Source organism: Halalkalibacter kiskunsagensis, from assembly GCF_037027555.1.
GTDB lineage: Bacteria > Bacillota > Bacilli > Bacillales > Bacillaceae_D > Halalkalibacter > Halalkalibacter kiskunsagensis.
The window spans coordinates 1-16482 of the sequence record NZ_JAXBLX010000034.1 but is presented as its reverse complement, the minus strand read 5'-3'; the positions used below and the strand labels follow the sequence as shown (position 1 = coordinate 16482).

Annotated in this window: 15 protein-coding genes and 1 other RNA gene; 15 read left to right on the top strand and 1 reads right to left on the bottom strand. The window is 37.4% G+C overall.

What is annotated here, in order from left to right:
• Positions 1 to 165: 165 nt before the first annotated feature.
• Complete coding sequence (locus tag SLH51_RS17645; protein ID WP_335962746.1) at positions 166 to 705, bottom strand: hypothetical protein; 540 nt, start codon at positions 703 to 705, stop codon at positions 166 to 168.
• Between the two features lie 506 nt (positions 706 to 1211).
• On the opposite strand from SLH51_RS17645, the gene SLH51_RS17640 reads away from it, so the two are divergent.
• The 15 genes from SLH51_RS17640 to SLH51_RS17570 all read left to right on the top strand — a co-directional run bounded on the left by SLH51_RS17640 (position 1212) and on the right by SLH51_RS17570 (position 15792).
• Positions 1212 to 1739: a Gmad2 immunoglobulin-like domain-containing protein gene (locus tag SLH51_RS17640; RefSeq protein ID WP_335962745.1), complete on the top strand. Its 528-nt coding sequence runs from the start codon at positions 1212 to 1214 to the stop codon at positions 1737 to 1739.
• 396 nt (positions 1740 to 2135) lie between these two features.
• A complete protein-coding gene (locus SLH51_RS17635) occupies positions 2136 to 2336 on the top strand; it encodes a cold-shock protein (protein WP_317123950.1) in 201 nt (66 codons plus the stop codon).
• A 128-nt stretch (positions 2337 to 2464) separates the two neighbouring features.
• Entirely contained in the window at positions 2465 to 2833 is a 369-nt protein-coding gene (locus SLH51_RS17630; RefSeq protein ID WP_335962743.1) for a nucleotide excision repair endonuclease, read from the top strand.
• 542 nt (positions 2834 to 3375) lie between these two features.
• Positions 3376 to 4827 carry a sucrose-specific PTS transporter subunit IIBC gene (locus SLH51_RS17625; RefSeq protein ID WP_335962742.1) on the top strand — a complete coding sequence of 484 codons (1452 nt, stop codon included), beginning with the start codon at positions 3376 to 3378 and terminating at the stop codon, positions 4825 to 4827.
• A gap of 72 nt (positions 4828 to 4899) precedes the next feature.
• Positions 4900 to 6369, top strand: coding sequence for a glycoside hydrolase family 32 protein (locus SLH51_RS17620; RefSeq protein ID WP_335962740.1), 1470 nt, complete (start codon positions 4900 to 4902; stop codon positions 6367 to 6369).
• A 66-nt stretch (positions 6370 to 6435) separates the two neighbouring features.
• Positions 6436 to 7443: a LacI family DNA-binding transcriptional regulator gene (locus SLH51_RS17615; protein WP_335962739.1), complete on the top strand. Its 1008-nt coding sequence runs from the start codon at positions 6436 to 6438 to the stop codon at positions 7441 to 7443.
• Between the two features lie 208 nt (positions 7444 to 7651).
• The gene (locus SLH51_RS17610; RefSeq protein ID WP_335962738.1) at positions 7652 to 7831 is read left to right on the top strand and encodes a helix-turn-helix domain-containing protein; all 180 of its coding nucleotides are present in this window, start codon (positions 7652 to 7654) and stop codon (positions 7829 to 7831) included.
• Between the two features lie 432 nt (positions 7832 to 8263).
• Positions 8264 to 10543, top strand: a complete 2280-nt coding sequence (locus tag SLH51_RS17605; protein ID WP_335962737.1) for a DEAD/DEAH box helicase — start codon at positions 8264 to 8266, stop codon at positions 10541 to 10543.
• Complete coding sequence (locus tag SLH51_RS17600) at positions 10540 to 11793, top strand: ribonuclease H-like domain-containing protein (RefSeq protein WP_335962736.1); 1254 nt, start codon at positions 10540 to 10542, stop codon at positions 11791 to 11793. The genes SLH51_RS17605 and SLH51_RS17600 overlap by 4 nt, the downstream gene beginning before the upstream one ends.
• A 393-nt stretch (positions 11794 to 12186) precedes the next feature.
• A complete protein-coding gene (locus SLH51_RS17595) occupies positions 12187 to 12657 on the top strand; it encodes a spore coat protein (RefSeq protein WP_335962735.1) in 471 nt (156 codons plus the stop codon).
• Positions 12658 to 12722: 65 nt separating this feature from the next.
• Positions 12723 to 13280: an SLOG family protein gene (locus SLH51_RS17590; RefSeq protein ID WP_335962734.1), complete on the top strand. Its 558-nt coding sequence runs from the start codon at positions 12723 to 12725 to the stop codon at positions 13278 to 13280.
• An 88-nt stretch (positions 13281 to 13368) separates the two neighbouring features.
• Positions 13369 to 13680: a cell division regulator GpsB gene (gpsB, locus tag SLH51_RS17585; protein WP_335962732.1), complete on the top strand. Its 312-nt coding sequence runs from the start codon at positions 13369 to 13371 to the stop codon at positions 13678 to 13680.
• 11 nt (positions 13681 to 13691) lie between these two features.
• Entirely contained in the window at positions 13692 to 14081 is a 390-nt protein-coding gene (locus tag SLH51_RS17580) for a reverse transcriptase-like protein (protein ID WP_335962731.1), read from the top strand.
• Between the two features lie 67 nt (positions 14082 to 14148).
• Positions 14149 to 14535: RNase P RNA component class B (gene rnpB / locus SLH51_RS17575), an RNA gene on the top strand.
• A 120-nt stretch (positions 14536 to 14655) separates the two neighbouring features.
• On the top strand, positions 14656 to 15792 hold the full coding sequence (locus SLH51_RS17570) for a THUMP domain-containing class I SAM-dependent RNA methyltransferase (protein WP_335962730.1): 1137 nt from the start codon (positions 14656 to 14658) through the stop codon (positions 15790 to 15792).
• The last annotated feature ends 690 nt before the right edge of the window (positions 15793 to 16482 follow it).

Here is a 16482-nt window from a genome sequence, read left to right as displayed (position 1 = left end):
AAAAATAAGGTCGGATACTGAGGTATTATCCTCAGTATCCGACCTTATTGATTTGATGGTAATTTACTTGATTCTATACAGAGGGCCATGACGTGCGGTTCATAAAGTTTAGCCAATTTTGGTAGCTCAATGCAATGATAATAGACATTTTCACTTAAAGATGAATTAAGAGTTTCTAAGCAACCTTTCTTTGTTGGATGGCAAAGAGGCGGTTGTTTCTTTTTTGTTTTGAGTAATAGTGAATAGAGTTTGTAGATTGAAAGATTTATCAAGACTGAAATGATACATATTTGTTTGAAAAATAATTAATAAAAACGCACTTGTATAAAGAGCAAGACTCATTAAATTCATATTTCCAGAAAGAATGAAGTTTATATGCATAAAGAGACAAATAAGAATAGAAGGTATGATAAATAAACCTACTATAAGAAATATACCAAGAATCATTTGAACAATTGGTATAGCATAGTTAAAAAACATAACATGCTCTAAAACTATATTCTCAATGAAGATCTTATAAAAGCTCGGGGTATTAGGATTTTGTAATGAATCCATAAGATACTCTTTCAAAAATAAACCTGGTTCTTTAAACCATAATTTTTCGGTAATTTTAGTTATACCTGCTAATAACCAACCTACTCCAAAAAGTATTCGTATTAATACAATTAAAGATGAAAAAAATCTAAGATTTTTAGTAATTTTCATTAAAGACTCCTCCTGGTTATGTTGTTTCCTTAAGGGTATTTTTTTGCCTCGAGGAAACTTTTTGGGTAAAAAAATTAACTAAAGTATTTTTAATTGTTTGTTCTTATTAATGATATGCGTTATATATTAAAATGTTTCTATAATACATGAAAGTTTACCATGGGCAAAAAAATATGTAAATAAAAACTATCTGTCATGTAACATAAAAGTTCCGAGGGAATAGCTTCAGTGTATGTGTAATGCGTTGAAATCATTTTCCCTCGGTCTTTTTTTATTTTTTTTTTAAGGGAGGAATGGTGAATGAGTAGCATATAATGTATTCAGATCGACATTGGATAAAAAGGTAAAAAAATGAATTTCTTTCTTGTGGGAATTATTTTGTGGATTTTGATTGGGACTTCTTTGATATTATTTTTATGGGGTCTATAGAGAAAAGCTTGGAAAAGATTATTGTTAAGTGGAATTGAATTACACGTACAAAAAAGAGAGAGAAGGGGAGAACAAAAATGAAAAAAATGGCTTATTTGTTAGCTATATTAACCACTACTGTTAGTTTAGTAGCATGTAGTCAACAAGAAGAAGGAAAAGAATTAGAAAGAGAAAATACAAGCGTAACAGTACCAGAAGATGCTGAAGAAATAACAGAAGTAGTAGTAGAAGAGAATAAAGAACAAAAACCGAAAGATGAAAGTAAAACAAATCCAGTTGAACCAGATTCGAATAGACCAGATGAAACGGTATATTATAATGAAGTGTTTAAAGACGTGGTCGTGGCTGAATCAGAAGATGAAATGATTGTAACAGGGAAAGCACAAGTATTTGAAGGGGTCTTTCAATATGCTCTTTATGATGGAGAAGAAGTGTTGCTGGAATATTACTACCAAACTGATGGGGCGCCGAATTGGGGAGAATTTGAAATAAATTTTGAAAAAGAGTTAGTATCTACAATTGAAGCGAAATTCGAATTGTTTGTCTACTCAGCAAAAGATGGTTCAAAAGTAAATACCTTAGAAATCATAATTCCAAAACCTTAGATGTCTGGTGTGTTCATATTGCATTGGTGTATAAAAAAATAGTTAACAAACAGTGTGGAGAACCGAAGCCACTGAAAAAGTCCATCAAGGAAGCGGTACTGGCTCCGCACGTTGCGCCCCCGCTATCAACGTTATTACAAAAAACAAGCGAAAACACCTCGTTTTAAAAGTAAAAAGAATAATGTCCAATCCTATAGTAATTCGATTGGTACATAATAGCACCTACTTTCCAATAAAACGCTATTTGCTTTTCTATACCTTATCTGTTATTCTTAGGAAGAATTATTTTTGTTCGGTCTGTAGGGAAAAAATAAGTATTTAAACTTTTCGCCTTTGATAACTTGAGCAACGATAGTAATAAAATGTGGATAATAATCCACGCAGGAGGAAACACACATGCAAGAAGGTACAGTAAAATGGTTTAACGCAGAAAAAGGATTCGGTTTCATCGAAATTGAAGGTGGAGATGATGTATTCGTACATTTCTCAGCTATCCAAGGCGAAGGATTTAAATCTTTAGATGAAGGCCAAAAAGTTACATTTGACACTGAGCAAGGTCAACGTGGACTTCAAGCTGTTAATGTAAACAAAGCATAATAATGATGAAAGGACTCTCTAGTAGAGTCCTTTTTATGTGCTGTGGATATAGAGAAACAGTGAAAATAGTAATACATACCAATTTATGATAGCATTTGTAACAATATAGAAAGAGGAAGTGATCTTACGTGATAAACATAACCATTCCAACACCGAGTGTTACGATTACTAAACAGGATAATCCAGAGCTAAGTAATATTTATGGATTTACTGATCTTCATCTGATCCCTAGAGATAAGGGCGGAATTTTTATGTTTTATAATGATAGCAAGGAATTATTGTTCGTCGGTAAAGCAAGGAAATTAAGACAAAGAATCAAAAAACATTTTGAGGATACTGTATCGCCGATCAAAATGCATAGAGATGAAGTTACTAAAATTGAGGTTTGTGTGATCGAAAGCCCTGTACATAGAGAAATTTATGAGACGTATATTATTAATGAACTCAAGGCGAAGTACAATGTAGACAAAGTGTTTTTTAAAGTGAAATCCGAATAATGAAAAGCAATAAGTAGAGTTAAAACTGTGCCTATTCGTATTTTTGGGATTGCTTTGTTCTTCACTTTGTTAAAAGTTATTTTTGTTGATATTGAAGCAATTTCCTTCATTGTAAGAGCACTTTTATTAATTGGATTGAGTTCAATTGGTGTAGGGCTTTCTAGGGTTTTTATAATAGTGGAGGTTCGGCATTCATGTCGAGCCTTTTATCTTGGATGAAATTCAGGAATCTTTTACAAGGAATAGCTAGTAAGAAGATAAAGGTCAAGAAGGAGAAAAATACGTTTGCTAAATCAGCTTTATCATTCTTCTAACTAGAGGTACTCATTTTCAAGAAAAATCATATTGACGAAACGAAACAAATAACCTATAATTTGTAACAAATCAATGTAAAGCTTTACATTTGTAATGGAAGCAATTTAATTCAGTTTTTTAATGAGAAAGTAAAGCTTTATAAAAGATATTGATTTATATAGAATAAAATGTAAAGCTTTACAGTGTTTCATTGATAGAAATGTAAAGCTTTACAATGGGAGGGCATCATGGATTATAATAAGGTGGCAAAAGAGATTTTAGAAGCGATTGGTGGAGAGGACAATGTAGAGGCTGCTGCCCATTGTGCAACGAGGTTACGTCTTGTTTTGAAAGATGAGAGTTTAGTAGATGAGGCAAAGCTCGATGAGATGGATGCGGTAAAGGGGACGTTCGCTACAGGTGGGCAGTATCAAATTATAATTGGATCAGGAACAGTCAATCAAGTGTATGCTAAGCTTGCTCCTCTTGCGGGAATTAGTGAAATGTCAACAAAAGAAGATGTGAAAAAGGCTGGGACAAAAAAGTTGAATCCCATTCAACAGTTTGTGAAAGTGTTATCTGATATTTTTGTTCCTATTATTCCTGCAATTGTTGCTGCGGGTTTACTGATGGGTATTAATAATATTTTAACTGCAGAAGATTTATTTTATGACGGGATGTCTTTAATTGATGCTTACCCGGGAATTGCGGATCTAGCATCTTTAATAAATACATTCGCTAATGCTGCCTTTGTGTTCTTACCTATTTTGATTGGATTTTCAGCGGCACAGCGTTTTGGAGGGAATGCGTTTTTAGGGGCTGCACTTGGTATGTTAATGGTGCATCCGGATTTATTAAATGGGTATGGTTACGCAGATGCGCTTCTTGAGGGAACGATTCCGGTTTGGAACATTTTAGGATTTGAGATTGAGAAGGTTGGTTATCAAGGTACCGTGTTGCCGATTTTAGTCGCTGCATTTATTTTAGCGAAAATTGAACAATTGCTGCGAAAAGTTGTCCCGGCCGCATTAGATAACTTGTTAACTCCATTATTTACTTTATTTATTACAGGGATTTTAACCTTTACTTTTGTTGGTCCGATCACTCGAACAGGGGGAGATGTGCTAACTGGCGGGTTGGTATGGCTTTTTGATACGGCAGGATTTATTGGTGGTGGATTGTTTGGATTGATTTATGCACCGATTGTTATTACAGGGATGCATCATAGTTTTATTGCGGTTGAAACACAATTGCTAGCCGATCTAGCAAGAACAGGTGGTTCATTTATCTTCCCGGTTGCTGCGATGTCCAATGTTGCACAAGGTGCTGCGGCATTAGCGGTTATATTTATCACTGCAAATACGAAGATGAAAAGTATTGCTTCGGCATCAGGGATATCTGCTTTATTGGGGATTTCTGAGCCAGCCATGTTTGGGGTTAACTTAAAGCTTCGCTATCCATTTATTGCAGCGATTATTGGTGCGGCTATCGGTTCTGCCTATATTACGTTAAATAGAGTGTTGTCTGTAGCCTTTGGTCCTGCGGGTCTTCCTGGGGTTATTGCGATTCGTGTTGATGTAATTCTTCACTTTATTATTGGAATGGTCATAACCTTTGTCGTCGCTTTTGCCTTGACATTTGTATTTGCAAAGAGACATCAACGGAAGGAAAACAAAAAGAATAAAAGCAACGCTGCGTAAGTAAAGAAAAAAATAGTGGTAGGAGAGTCTAACGATTCTCCTATTGTTTTATAGAAAAGAGAGGTTTTTATTATGGAGTGGACGAGAGAGAAAAGGTACCGTCGTCTGCAGGAAGCGGATGCGAACGAAATTGAAGAGTTAAAACGCAGCGTGGGGAAGTGTAATTGGCGACAAACGTATCATATTCAACCTGAAATGGGGTTACTAAATGACCCAAATGGTTTTTCTTATTATAATGGAGAATATCATTTGTTTTATCAGTGGTTTCCTTTAGGACCAGTTCATGGCTTGAAATATTGGTATCATACAAAGTCAGTCGACCTTGTTCGATGGGAAAATGTTGGGGTAGGTATTGAACCAACCGAGTATTTTGAAAGTCATGGAGCTTTTTCTGGGAGTGCGATCGAGCATGAAGGCAAGCTGTATTTATTTTATACTGGAAATTGTCGTGACCAAGATTGGATCCGACATCCTTATCAATGCATAGCAGTGATGGATGAGCATGGGACCATTGAAAAATATGAAGAACCCGTCATAAAGGGGGTTCCAAAAGGATATACAGATCATTTTCGCGATCCGAAGATTTGGAAGCAAGGTGGAAAGTTTTATGCGATTATTGGTGCTCAACGAACGGATGCAACAGGATGTGTTGTGTTGTATCAATCGGATAACCTAAAGGATTGGACGTTTCTTGGGGAGATTACCACTGACTTACATGACTTTGGGTTTATGTGGGAGTGTCCGGATTATTTTGAATTTGATTATCAAGGCGTTCTTATGTTCTCGCCACAAGGCATCCACCCTGAAGGGGATCAATTTCAAAATCTATATCAGTCGGGCTATCTTCTTGGGGATCGATTGGATTTAACTAATCGTACGTTTCGTCATTCTGAATTTCACGAGTTAGATCGTGGATTTGACTTTTATGCCCCTCAAACAATGGTCGATGATCAAAATCGCCGGATCTTAGTAGGATGGATGGGGCTACCTGAAATTGAGTATCCGACTGATCGCCATGGGTGGGCACATTGTTTAACATTACCTAGGGAAGTAACAATGAGAAACGGGAAACTCATTCAACAACCTGTAAAGGAAGTAGCGAAATTACGTAAAAGCAACGTAGAAGTGGAAGCGACTCTCCTGAGTGAAAGGAAAAGGTTTGAATCTTTTCATGGTGTATCCTATGAATTGATTTGTGAGTTTAGCAATAAGAATGCCACTGCATTCGGAATAGATGTCCGTGTAGGTGAGCAAGAAGCAACGACTTTAAAATACGATGCTATAAATAAAAAAATGATTTTTGACCGAAGTCAATCGGGAGAGGCGTTTGCACTAGACTATGGTGTGGTTCGTCAATGTGAGATGGATCGTGAAACGATCAAGTTTCATTTATTTGTCGACGCTTCATCGATTGAATTATTTGTGAATGATGGGGAAGAAGTGTTCACAGGGAGGGTTTTTCCGAAACGTGAAAGCAGCGGAATCAGGTTCTTTGCTGATGGTGGAAAAGTGAATATGAAAGCAAGCAAGTGGGATTATTAACATACGTCATCCATCTGCTTACCGATTCTTTGTCCTTTCCTTTCAACATCCCTTAGGAGGAAAAACATGAAAAAAGATATTAATATAAAAGAAGTTGCCAAGAAAGCAGGTGTATCAATTGCGACCGTTTCTAGGGTGTTTAATAACTCGGGTACCGTAAAAGAAAGTACACGAAAAAAAATCGAGGCTGTCATTGAGGAGACAGGCTATTATCCCAATGTTCTAGCAAGGGAACTGGCGGAAAAGAAAACCCATCTTATCGGTCTCATTGTCCATAGCATGATCGGTGAGGGGATCCCGCGAATGATTAATGGTGTAAACGAAGTTCTTGAAGAACATGATTTCAATCTGCTTATTGCATGTACGAACGGGAATTTGCAGAGCGAATTGAAGCACTTCGAAATTTTTCGTTCGAAACGTGTAGAGGGAATCTTATTTGCGACTCGTGAATTTAAAGAAGAGCATCGTGAATTAATTAAAAAAATTCCTATTCCTGTCGTTGTTCTTCTGCAGCGGACCGAACAAGAGCAAATTTCATTTGTCACCTTTGATAACTATACATTTGCAAAGGATGCAACAAAAAAGCTTATCGCCTTGGGACACCGAAAATTTGCTTTTATTGGAGGGCCTCCTACCTCGGTAAACGCAATGGAAAGGCAGTTAGGCTTTTGTGATGCGCTTAAGGAGAATGGTCTAAGCATGGAAGTTGAATTAAGCAGGAATGGCGACTTTACAATTGAAGCTGGGTATCAGCAAATGGAAGAGATCCTTGCGATTCAGAATGAGGTAACAGCCGTAATTGCTGTAAACGATGGGATGGCGATAGGGGCACTTAATTGTTTACAGGATCATGAAATTGGGGTTCCAAACGACATTTCTGTACTTGGTTTAGATGATACGGTGTTAGCGAAAGCTTCGCGATTGAAATTATCAGGAGTACACTATTCCTACACAAACTTAGGGAAACAAGGAGCAAATTTATTGTTAAAACAGATGGAGTCTGAAGAATTACTCTATGAAAAAATTGTGATGCCTTATGAGATTCATTTGCGGGAAAGTGTTAGTGAGTGTTGACGAGGGAAAAGATAAATAAAACTACTATTTTAAGGCCAAATCTATGCGATTTGGTTTTCTTTTTTATCAATTACCGAAAGAAGGCTACACCTTAAAGCGTGAAGGCCCCCAGCGGTAAGGGAGAGATGAATTTTGCTTGACGATAGCCAAAACCTTTCTCATCATGATATAGTAAGAACATACGTTCCTTTCAGGTGAGGTGAATACGATGCTAATCAGAAAAAACTTTAATTATCGTATCTTTCCGAACGGAAAACAAGTAGAGCTTATTTACAAAACGATCGGATGTTCTAGATTTGTCTTCAACTTCTTTCTTGGTAAACAGAAAGAAAAGGATGTTTGGTACATCGTTGAAGAAATGAAACAAAATGATCAATCACTCTTATAGTTGCTACCTTTTAAGTGTGATTATTATTTTTTGCACATTTAATGTTTTAATGCGTTATGCAAGTGTAAAAAAGATGCCCCAGTCTTTAGGATACTTTATGATGACTTTTCTATTGATAATGGTAATGCTTGGTGATGAGAACGGTACGATTTCTTGTCCTTTTTGAGTTTCTCTCTTTTTTAATGCTTTTTGAAAATGAACTTTATGTAGAAAAGCAAACAAATATTCGCTAAAATGAAATGAGTAATGTTTGTCCAAAAAGGGTATGCAAGGACATCTTCATACATAGGTGGAAGAATTGAAATTATAAAAACGGATCTTTGATTAAGTTGATTAAGTTTTTTTATTCGCTCCAAAAAATGTTGCTTCGAGCTTGTTTTAGACAAAATCGACTTTTTTTGAACAACATTAATAGAATTTGAGGTGTAGCGGATGTTTAAGAAAGATTTACAAGATATATTAAATGAATTTCGTACGAGTGAGAAATGGAGTGAACGAATCGTGCATTGGCATGAACTGGAAGCGGTTGAAGCCAGAAGTGTCGAGTTTCCTAAGTCATTGGATGAACGGATTCAACAGGCGCTTGACAGACGCGGAATTGGATCTCTTTATTCGCATCAAAATGAGGCTTTTCAATATACAAGAAAAAAAGAAAATGTTGTTGCGGTTACGCCAACAGCCTCAGGGAAAACGTTATGTTACAACCTTCCCGTTTTGCAGGAGATTATCGAAGATGAAGAGAGTCGTGCCCTCTATTTATTCCCAACGAAAGCGCTCGCGCAAGATCAGAAAAGCGAACTAAATGAAATCATTGATGAAATGGGTCTTGCGGTGAAGTGCTTTACATATGACGGTGATACAGCTCCAAACATTCGCCAAGCTGTTAGAAAAGCGGGCCATGTTGTGATAACAAATCCTGATATGCTACATTCAGCAATTTTACCTCATCATACAAAGTGGGTTGCTTTTTTTGAGAATTTAAAATATGTCGTCATTGATGAACTTCATTCTTATAGAGGGGTCTTTGGTAGCCATGTGGCAAATGTGATTCGTAGGCTAAAGAGAATAGCAAATTATTATGGAAGCAATCCAATTTTTATTTGTACATCTGCAACAATTGCTAACCCTAAAGAATTAGCAGAAGAACTGACAGGTTGTCAAATGCGCTTAATCGATCAAAACGGTGCACCACGAGGTAAGAAGCACTTTCTTTTTTACAATCCACCAATTGTAAATCAAGCGTTAAATATTCGTAAGAGTGCAACGGTAGAAGTAAATGAGCTCGCCAAAAAGTTTCTTGAAAATAAGATTCAAACGATTGTTTTTGCTCGTAGTCGAGTTCGGGTGGAAATTATTCTGAGTCACTTGCAAACAATAACGAAAAAATTTATAGGGCCAGAGGCCATTCGTGGCTATCGTGGTGGATATTTACCAAAACAGCGACGAGAGATAGAGCGAGGCTTAAGACAAGGAAATATTATTGGTGTAGTTAGTACGAATGCACTTGAACTTGGCGTCGATATCGGACAACTTCAAGTGTGCATTATGACTGGATATCCAGGGTCTGTAGCCAGTGCGTGGCAACAAGCAGGACGAGCAGGACGAAGGCAGAATGAATCTGTTATTATGATGGTAGCGAGTTCAACACCAATGGATCAATATATTATCAGTCATCCGGAATACTTTTTTAAAAAAAGCCCAGAATCAGCACGCGTTAACCCTGATAATTTAGTTATTTTAGTTGATCATCTAAAGTGTGCTTCTTATGAACTACCATTTAAAAGAGGAGAAACGTTTGATGGAGTTGATATTGAAGATATTTTAGAATTTCTAGCAGATGAGCAAGTGTTACATGGACGAGCAAATAAATGGTATTGGATGAATGATGCATTCCCTGCTCATGGAATTAGTCTTCGCTCTGCTTCCCAAGAAAATGTTGTTATCATTGATCAAAGTGATGTTGCCAAAGCTACTGTCATTGGTGAAATGGACCGATTCAGTGCAATGACTTTGCTTCATGATGAGGCAATCTATTTGCATCAAGGTGTCCAGTTTCAAGTTGAGAATCTTGATTGGGATGAGAAAAAAGCTTTCGTAAGGGAAGTAGCGGTTGAATATTTTACAGATGCTAACTTAGCTGTGCAACTTCGTGTATTAGAAGAGGATCATGTTCGAGAGGAAGAAGTTGCTACTGTAAGCTATGGTGATGTAATGGTTAATGCGAAAGCGACAATCTTTAAGAAAATTCGGCTATCTACCTTTGAAAATATTGGTTCAGGACCGATTCATTTACCAGAAGAAGAACTCCATACAAGTGCAATGTGGATTAGCTTTTCTGATCACTTGGTGGCTCAATTTCGTGAAAGCCCTTTTGATCAAGCTCTAACAGGATTAGCGGAGTTGATTCAACAAGTAGCACCTGTATTTGTTATGTGCGATCGACATGACTTACATGTTGTTCCACAAATGAAAGCGGAGCATTCTGAGTTACCAACGATTTTCCTTTATGATCGTTATCCTGGAGGAATTGGATTAGCCAAAGAGGTTTACAGGCACTTGCCAACCATTTTAGAGCAAGTTTGGCAGCTAATTAATGCATGCCCCTGCAAAGAAGGATGTCCTGCCTGTGTAGGGGCTAGTGAAGGGAACACAAAATCGCTAGTGAAACGGTTTATTCGCCTCCTCAAACGAAATGAGAGAAAGAACATATGATGAAAAATAAGCTTAATCGAATGAAACATCATATGGGAATATCAGGAGTACAACAACCAATTATACCTGCAAAGGACATAACAAAGATTGAGACAATCCCGTTTGAGAAAGAGTGGAGTGCGTTTCAAACAAGCTCTTACTGGTTTGAAAATGAATATATTCTTATTAGAGAAAAGCAATACCCACTTAGCCATCAACACGGCCGATATTCTTTGTCAGATACAAAGGATATCGTTTACAAATGGCACGATCATCTATATTCTCATCCACTTTCTACGAAAGGACGGAAAGTAGAAGAGTTGATTTTTTTTGATACGGAAACAACCGGACTAAGTAGCGGGGTAGGGAATTCAATATTTATGTTAGGGTATTGTCAAATTAAGTCGAACTGTGTTCGTGTTAAACAATATTTCTTACCTGGACCAGAATCCGAAGTTGCCTTTTATCATCATTTTCTAACGGATGTTGGAGAACTAGGCAGCCTTGTTACGTATAACGGCAAAGCATTTGATTGGCCACAAGTAAAAACACGCCATACATTTGTCCGTGATCAAGTTCCTTCATTACCGAAATTTGGACATTTTGATTTACTACATGCAACAAGACGGATGTATAAAGATGCTCTGCCTTCTTGTAAGTTATCTATTGTCGAAAAGGAAATTCTACTATTTGAGAGAGTGGAAGATACACCAAGTTATATGGTGCCTATGTTATACTTTGACTTTTTAAACGAACCGGACCCAGAGCTTGTAAAAGGAATATTTCAACACCATGAGTGGGATGTTTTATCACTTATGAGTTTGTATACTCATTTATCTTCTTTAATTCTTAAAAGCGAGTCAAATCAAGTCCAACCAAGAGAGCGTTATGAAGTTGCAAGGTGGTATGAAGCAATTGGAGAGAAAGAAATTGCAATGCATTTATATGAACAATTGATGGGAATTGGCAAGGATACGGCTGAAGCAAGCTTATTTGCTTTTGCAAAAGGGCAGAAGCAAGAACAATCGTGGAGACGGGCATATGAAGGATTCACAAGTCTTCTGGAAACGAAAGCTTATATGTATTTAGCTGCATTGGAATGCTCAAAAATTTGTGAACATCAATTTAAAGATTTTGAGAAAGCAATTTATTATACAAAATTAGCCTTATCCGATGAAACTTATCTCCGTATGCAATCAATAACGAAACAAAAAAAAGTCTTAGCAGATCTTAATCAAAGGTTAAAACGGTTAATACGGAAAAGTCGCTAAGAAAGAAGTGTTCTCATTTCCTGGGGAACCGCATAAAAACAAGGGTTTGTACAAAATAAGACAATTTTGTGAACGGCGCTTTGTAACATCATGTAATGGTAAAAAAACAATTGTCATTTGCTGTAGAAACAATTACAATATGGTCGATATTCTTTTTAGAAATGAGTGAACACTATGTATCGTGCTATTTTAGTATTGTTTTTTGTGATGATCGGATTGACATTATTCATCATGAGCGAAATTCGAGATTCTGCTCTTATGTTCTTATAGGTAGAGACCCAATATGTTGATTTTAAAGGGATTAGGCGAGTAATTAGGTCAAACAACTAGTACATCATGGTCAAACTAGACATAGGTTAATATTGACTCAACTTTAAAAGGAGGAATTAACTTATGTATTGCAAACCAAGACCTAATTATTGTAAGTTGCCTACACAAACTCAAGTGATGCCAACACAAGTTGCACCGACTCAGCAGAATATTGTTGAAAAGACATGTGAGTATATCGTTCCAGAAGTGTATCCATCACACACACACTATCAAACAAATCATGTGTATAAGCATGTGAAAAGCTTTCCACACACAACTTCTGCTGATCAAAACATTTATAATCAGCAGTTTGTGCAGCCTTCACCAGGCCCGGGATATGGTCCACAAGTGGCAGGAGCGATGTATCCAGGAGCAGGTCCAGGATATGGTCCACAAGTAGCAGGAGCGATGTATCCAGGAGCAGGTCCAGGATATGGCCCTCAAGTAGCAGGAGCGATGTCTCCAGGATATGGGCATGGCCCTCAGGTAGCAGGAGCAATGTCTCCAATGGGCGGATTTGGAAAGAAACATTGTGGTTGCAAGCGCAAGTTTTAATGAATAAGATAAGAGCGAGCTGGCGACAGTTCGCTCTTTCTTCTTAAAATTAGGATGTGATGATCATGAAAACAATTGTTGTATCCGGCTATAAAAATCATGAGCTTGGTATTTTTGACCAAAAGCATCAAGGAATCTATTATATAAAAAAAGCAATTGAACAACGACTGCGTTCACTTGTAGAAGAAGGACTTGAATGGGTCATTATTAGTGGTCAACTAGGAGTGGAATTATGGGCTGCAGAAGTGGTTTTTGCACTGAAAACAGAATTTCCACAATTGCAATTGGCTGTATTAACTCCTTTTTTGCAACAAGAAGAACGCTGGAAGGATGAAACCAAATCATACTATCAAGAAATTGTTAGACAAGCTGATTTTGTTGAGAGCATTACGAAAAGACCCTATGATAATCCTGCTCAACTACGACAAAAAAATGAATTTTTGATAGCAAAAGCTGATGGTATGCTACTCTTATATGATGAGGACAAGCCTGGATCTCCAACTTACTATTTGGAAGTCGCAAAAATACGTGAAGTGAAGGAAGATTTTCCAATCATCTTTATCACACCGGCTGATCTTGATATACTAGTGCAAGAAGAGCTACATGAACACCATGATTGGTAGTAGGACAACAAATACAAATTGACAAGTACGCAAACTTTTGGAAAAATAGAAAGAAAGCTGTACATACATGTGGGTAGAGGTGATGGAAATGAACCAACAGAATATCCGGTTTACTGCTAAAGAAATTCTGGAGAAAGACTTTAAAACAAGTATGAGAGGGTATAGTCCTGACGAGGTTGATAAATTTTTAGATGTTGTTATACAAGACTATGAGCTTTTCCAACGAAAAGTAGAACTATTGGAACAAGAAAACGCACATTTGAAGCGTGAAATGAAAAAATTATCTGACAGGTCGCAACGTCAAGCTCCAACACAAACAGTTGGAAGTACAAACTATGATATTTTACAACGCTTATCCAACCTAGAGAAAAAGGTTTTTGGAAGTAAATTGTACGAGTAGGGGATTTTCCAATGATCGATGTGTATATTGATGGTGCAAGTGCTGGGGACCCGGGTCCTTCTGGAGCAGGTGTGTTTATAAACTACAAAAATGGTCAAGTTGAACATCATTCGGTTCCACTTAGTAATATGTCCAATCATGAGGCAGAGTATGAAGCTCTTATCATTGCGCTTGATCTATGCATCGAAAAAGGATTGATGGCTGCCTCATTTAGAACTGACTCAAAGTTAATTGATGATGCAATTGAAAAGCGTTATGTGAAAAATAAACGGTTCCAACCTTATTTAGATAATGCGATACAGCGAATTGAGCAATTTGATTTATTTTTTATGAAATGGGTACCGAGTAATCAAAATAGAAATGCTGACGCATTAGCAAGAAGGGCAATTAATAAATCTTGAAAAAATTTCCTGTTGAAACAAAGTTCGTTTCAAGGTATACTAAGTTTTGTCGCTAGCGACGTAGTAAACATTCAGGTAACCGCTGCACGCTTGTCGTGTAGAGGAAAGTCCATGCTCGCACGGGCTGAGATGCTCGTAGTGTTCGTGCCTAGCCAATAAATAAGCTAGGGTAGTCTGGTTTTGACTGGGCTAACGGCAAGGTAAGCACCTACGTCTTTTGATATGGTGTGATGCCTTTGAAAGTGCCACAGTGACGTAGTCCGTTTGGAAACGAATGGAGTGGAACGCGGTAAACCCCTCGAGCGAGAAACCCAAAATTTGGTAGGGGAATCTTCTCAGTTGGAAATGAACTAATGAGAAGGACAAGGAAATCCCTTGTAGATAGATGGTTACCACCGGAGTACGAGGTTCATCACCGATTGCAGTACAAAGGTACAAAACATGGCTTATCGAATGTTTGCTAGATGACAATAACGAAACCCCCTTTATAGGGGATTTTTTTATTTTTCGGTGTTTGTCTTCAATGAAAAGACAACGTATAATAAAGGCAATCTGTTTATTGAAGGAGTACATAATGGATAAAGTTACGTTAATTGCAACTGCTACGATGGGTCTAGAAGCTCTTGTTGCGCGCGAAGTAAAGGATCTAGGTTATGAAGATGTTCAGGTTGATAACGGAAAGGTGACGTTCACAGCAGACGTCCAAGCAATACCTAGGGCTAATTTGTGGCTGCGAACAGCAGACCGTGTGAAATTGAAAGTGGGAGAATTTAAAGCGTATACGTTTGATGAACTATTTGAAAAAACAAAGGCTCTCCCGTGGGCGGATTTAATTCCCGTTCATGCCGAGTTTCCGGTCATTGGAAAATCCGTGAAATCGAAATTGTTCAGTGTCTCTGATTGTCAAGCGATCGTGAAAAAAGCGGTTGTTGAAAGCATGAAAAAGCGTTATAAACGAGGATGGTTTGATGAAGATGGTCCCTTTTATCGTATTGAAGTAGCTCTTCATAAAGATGTAGCGACTCTAACCATTGATACAAGTGGAACTGGGCTTCACAAGCGGGGCTATCGCTATTTACATAATGAAGCACCCCTGAAAGAAACGCTTGCAGCAGCAATGATTATGCTTACCCCTTGGAAACCTGACCGCCCATTTGCAGATCCATTCACAGGATCTGGAACGATTCCAATCGAGGCTGCGATGATTGGTCAAAATTTAGCTCCTGGGTTTAATCGAGACTTTGCTTCAGAAGATTGGCATTGGATTGGAGTAGACCGTTGGGAAAAAGCACGTCAAGAAGTCGAGGATGTAGCAAATTATGATCAGCCACTTGATATTTTAGGAGCAGATATAGATCATAGAAGTGTTGAACTCGCTAGTAACAATGCGATGGAAGCAGGCTTTGGAGATTTAATTCAATTTAAACAAATGCAAGTGAAGGACTTCAGGCATCGTGGCGAATTCGGAATTTTAATAGGAAATCCTCCATATGGAGAAAGACTGGGAGAACGTCCAGAAGTTGAAGAAATGTATAAAGATATGGGAAAAACGTTTCAGCTTCTTGATACATGGTCTGTTTATATGCTTACTTCTCATGAAGGATTTGAAGAACTATATGGAAAAAAGGCAACGAAAAAACGAAAGCTCTATAATGGAAATTTGAAAGTAGATTATTATCAATTTTTTGGTCCGAGACCACCAAGAAATTAACAAATTTCATTTACCGTAATATGGTAGGATTGTATTAGCATAAACACGCTATTAACGTACATTCTATGAAGGAGGTAAACAGCAATGCTGTTACCTCCTAAACCATATCCCATCAAGTTGATGTTCACATATACAACAGGAAATAGCGATGTTATCATTACTTTTAAGTAATGATAAATGTTTATAGGCGAAATATTACTAATGTTTTTTGAGACATTAGTAAAAAGAAGTGTCACTGAAAAACAATAATCGTTTAACCCCAGATTGTAACATGAATAAGAATACTTGAGCATTGATATTGGTTGGAGAAGAAGGTCACATATTGTTGACCTTCTTCTCTTTTTTTGTACCGATTTGAAGTAGTTACGATTGAAGAAAGTAAAAAAAGGGAGATGACCAACGAAACTGTGGTCATCTCCCTAGAACCATTCAATTACTCAAGCTTTTTATTTCCAACAAATACTCTGCGGCCGTAACGATTATGGTGTTCCACAGACACCCCTCATTTCATAAATGTTATAAATAACACTCTTGAAAATTCTGGACACTGTTCAACGCAACCACCTCAAAAAATGAGTTAGTAAAATCGTTTAAGCATTACATTGTAGTTTACACTCTGCGGCCGTAACGATTATGGTGTTCCACAGACACCCCTCATTTCATAAATGTTATAAATAACACTCTTGAAAA

What these genes read in the sequence shown, in the direction of transcription:
- SLH51_RS17625 (WP_335962742.1), top strand. Translation starts at nt 3,376, where the DNA reads ATGGATTATAATAAGGTGGCAAAAGAGATTTTAGAAGCGATTGGTGGA.
- SLH51_RS17590 (WP_335962734.1), top strand. Translation starts at nt 12,723, where the DNA reads ATGAAAACAATTGTTGTATCCGGCTATAAAAATCATGAGCTTGGTATT.
- SLH51_RS17600 (WP_335962736.1), top strand. Translation starts at nt 10,540, where the DNA reads ATGATGAAAAATAAGCTTAATCGAATGAAACATCATATGGGAATATCA.
- SLH51_RS17580 (WP_335962731.1), top strand. Translation starts at nt 13,692, where the DNA reads ATGATCGATGTGTATATTGATGGTGCAAGTGCTGGGGACCCGGGTCCT.
- SLH51_RS17645 (WP_335962746.1), bottom strand. Translation starts at nt 705, where the DNA reads ATGAAAATTACTAAAAATCTTAGATTTTTTTCATCTTTAATTGTATTA.
- SLH51_RS17595 (WP_335962735.1), top strand. Translation starts at nt 12,187, where the DNA reads ATGTATTGCAAACCAAGACCTAATTATTGTAAGTTGCCTACACAAACT.
- SLH51_RS17570 (WP_335962730.1), top strand. Translation starts at nt 14,656, where the DNA reads ATGGATAAAGTTACGTTAATTGCAACTGCTACGATGGGTCTAGAAGCT.
- SLH51_RS17615 (WP_335962739.1), top strand. Translation starts at nt 6,436, where the DNA reads ATGAAAAAAGATATTAATATAAAAGAAGTTGCCAAGAAAGCAGGTGTA.
- SLH51_RS17620 (WP_335962740.1), top strand. Translation starts at nt 4,900, where the DNA reads ATGGAGTGGACGAGAGAGAAAAGGTACCGTCGTCTGCAGGAAGCGGAT.
- SLH51_RS17610 (WP_335962738.1), top strand. Translation starts at nt 7,652, where the DNA reads ATGCTAATCAGAAAAAACTTTAATTATCGTATCTTTCCGAACGGAAAA.
- SLH51_RS17635 (WP_317123950.1), top strand. Translation starts at nt 2,136, where the DNA reads ATGCAAGAAGGTACAGTAAAATGGTTTAACGCAGAAAAAGGATTCGGT.
- SLH51_RS17605 (WP_335962737.1), top strand. Translation starts at nt 8,264, where the DNA reads ATGTTTAAGAAAGATTTACAAGATATATTAAATGAATTTCGTACGAGT.
- gpsB (WP_335962732.1), top strand. Translation starts at nt 13,369, where the DNA reads ATGAACCAACAGAATATCCGGTTTACTGCTAAAGAAATTCTGGAGAAA.
- SLH51_RS17640 (WP_335962745.1), top strand. Translation starts at nt 1,212, where the DNA reads ATGAAAAAAATGGCTTATTTGTTAGCTATATTAACCACTACTGTTAGT.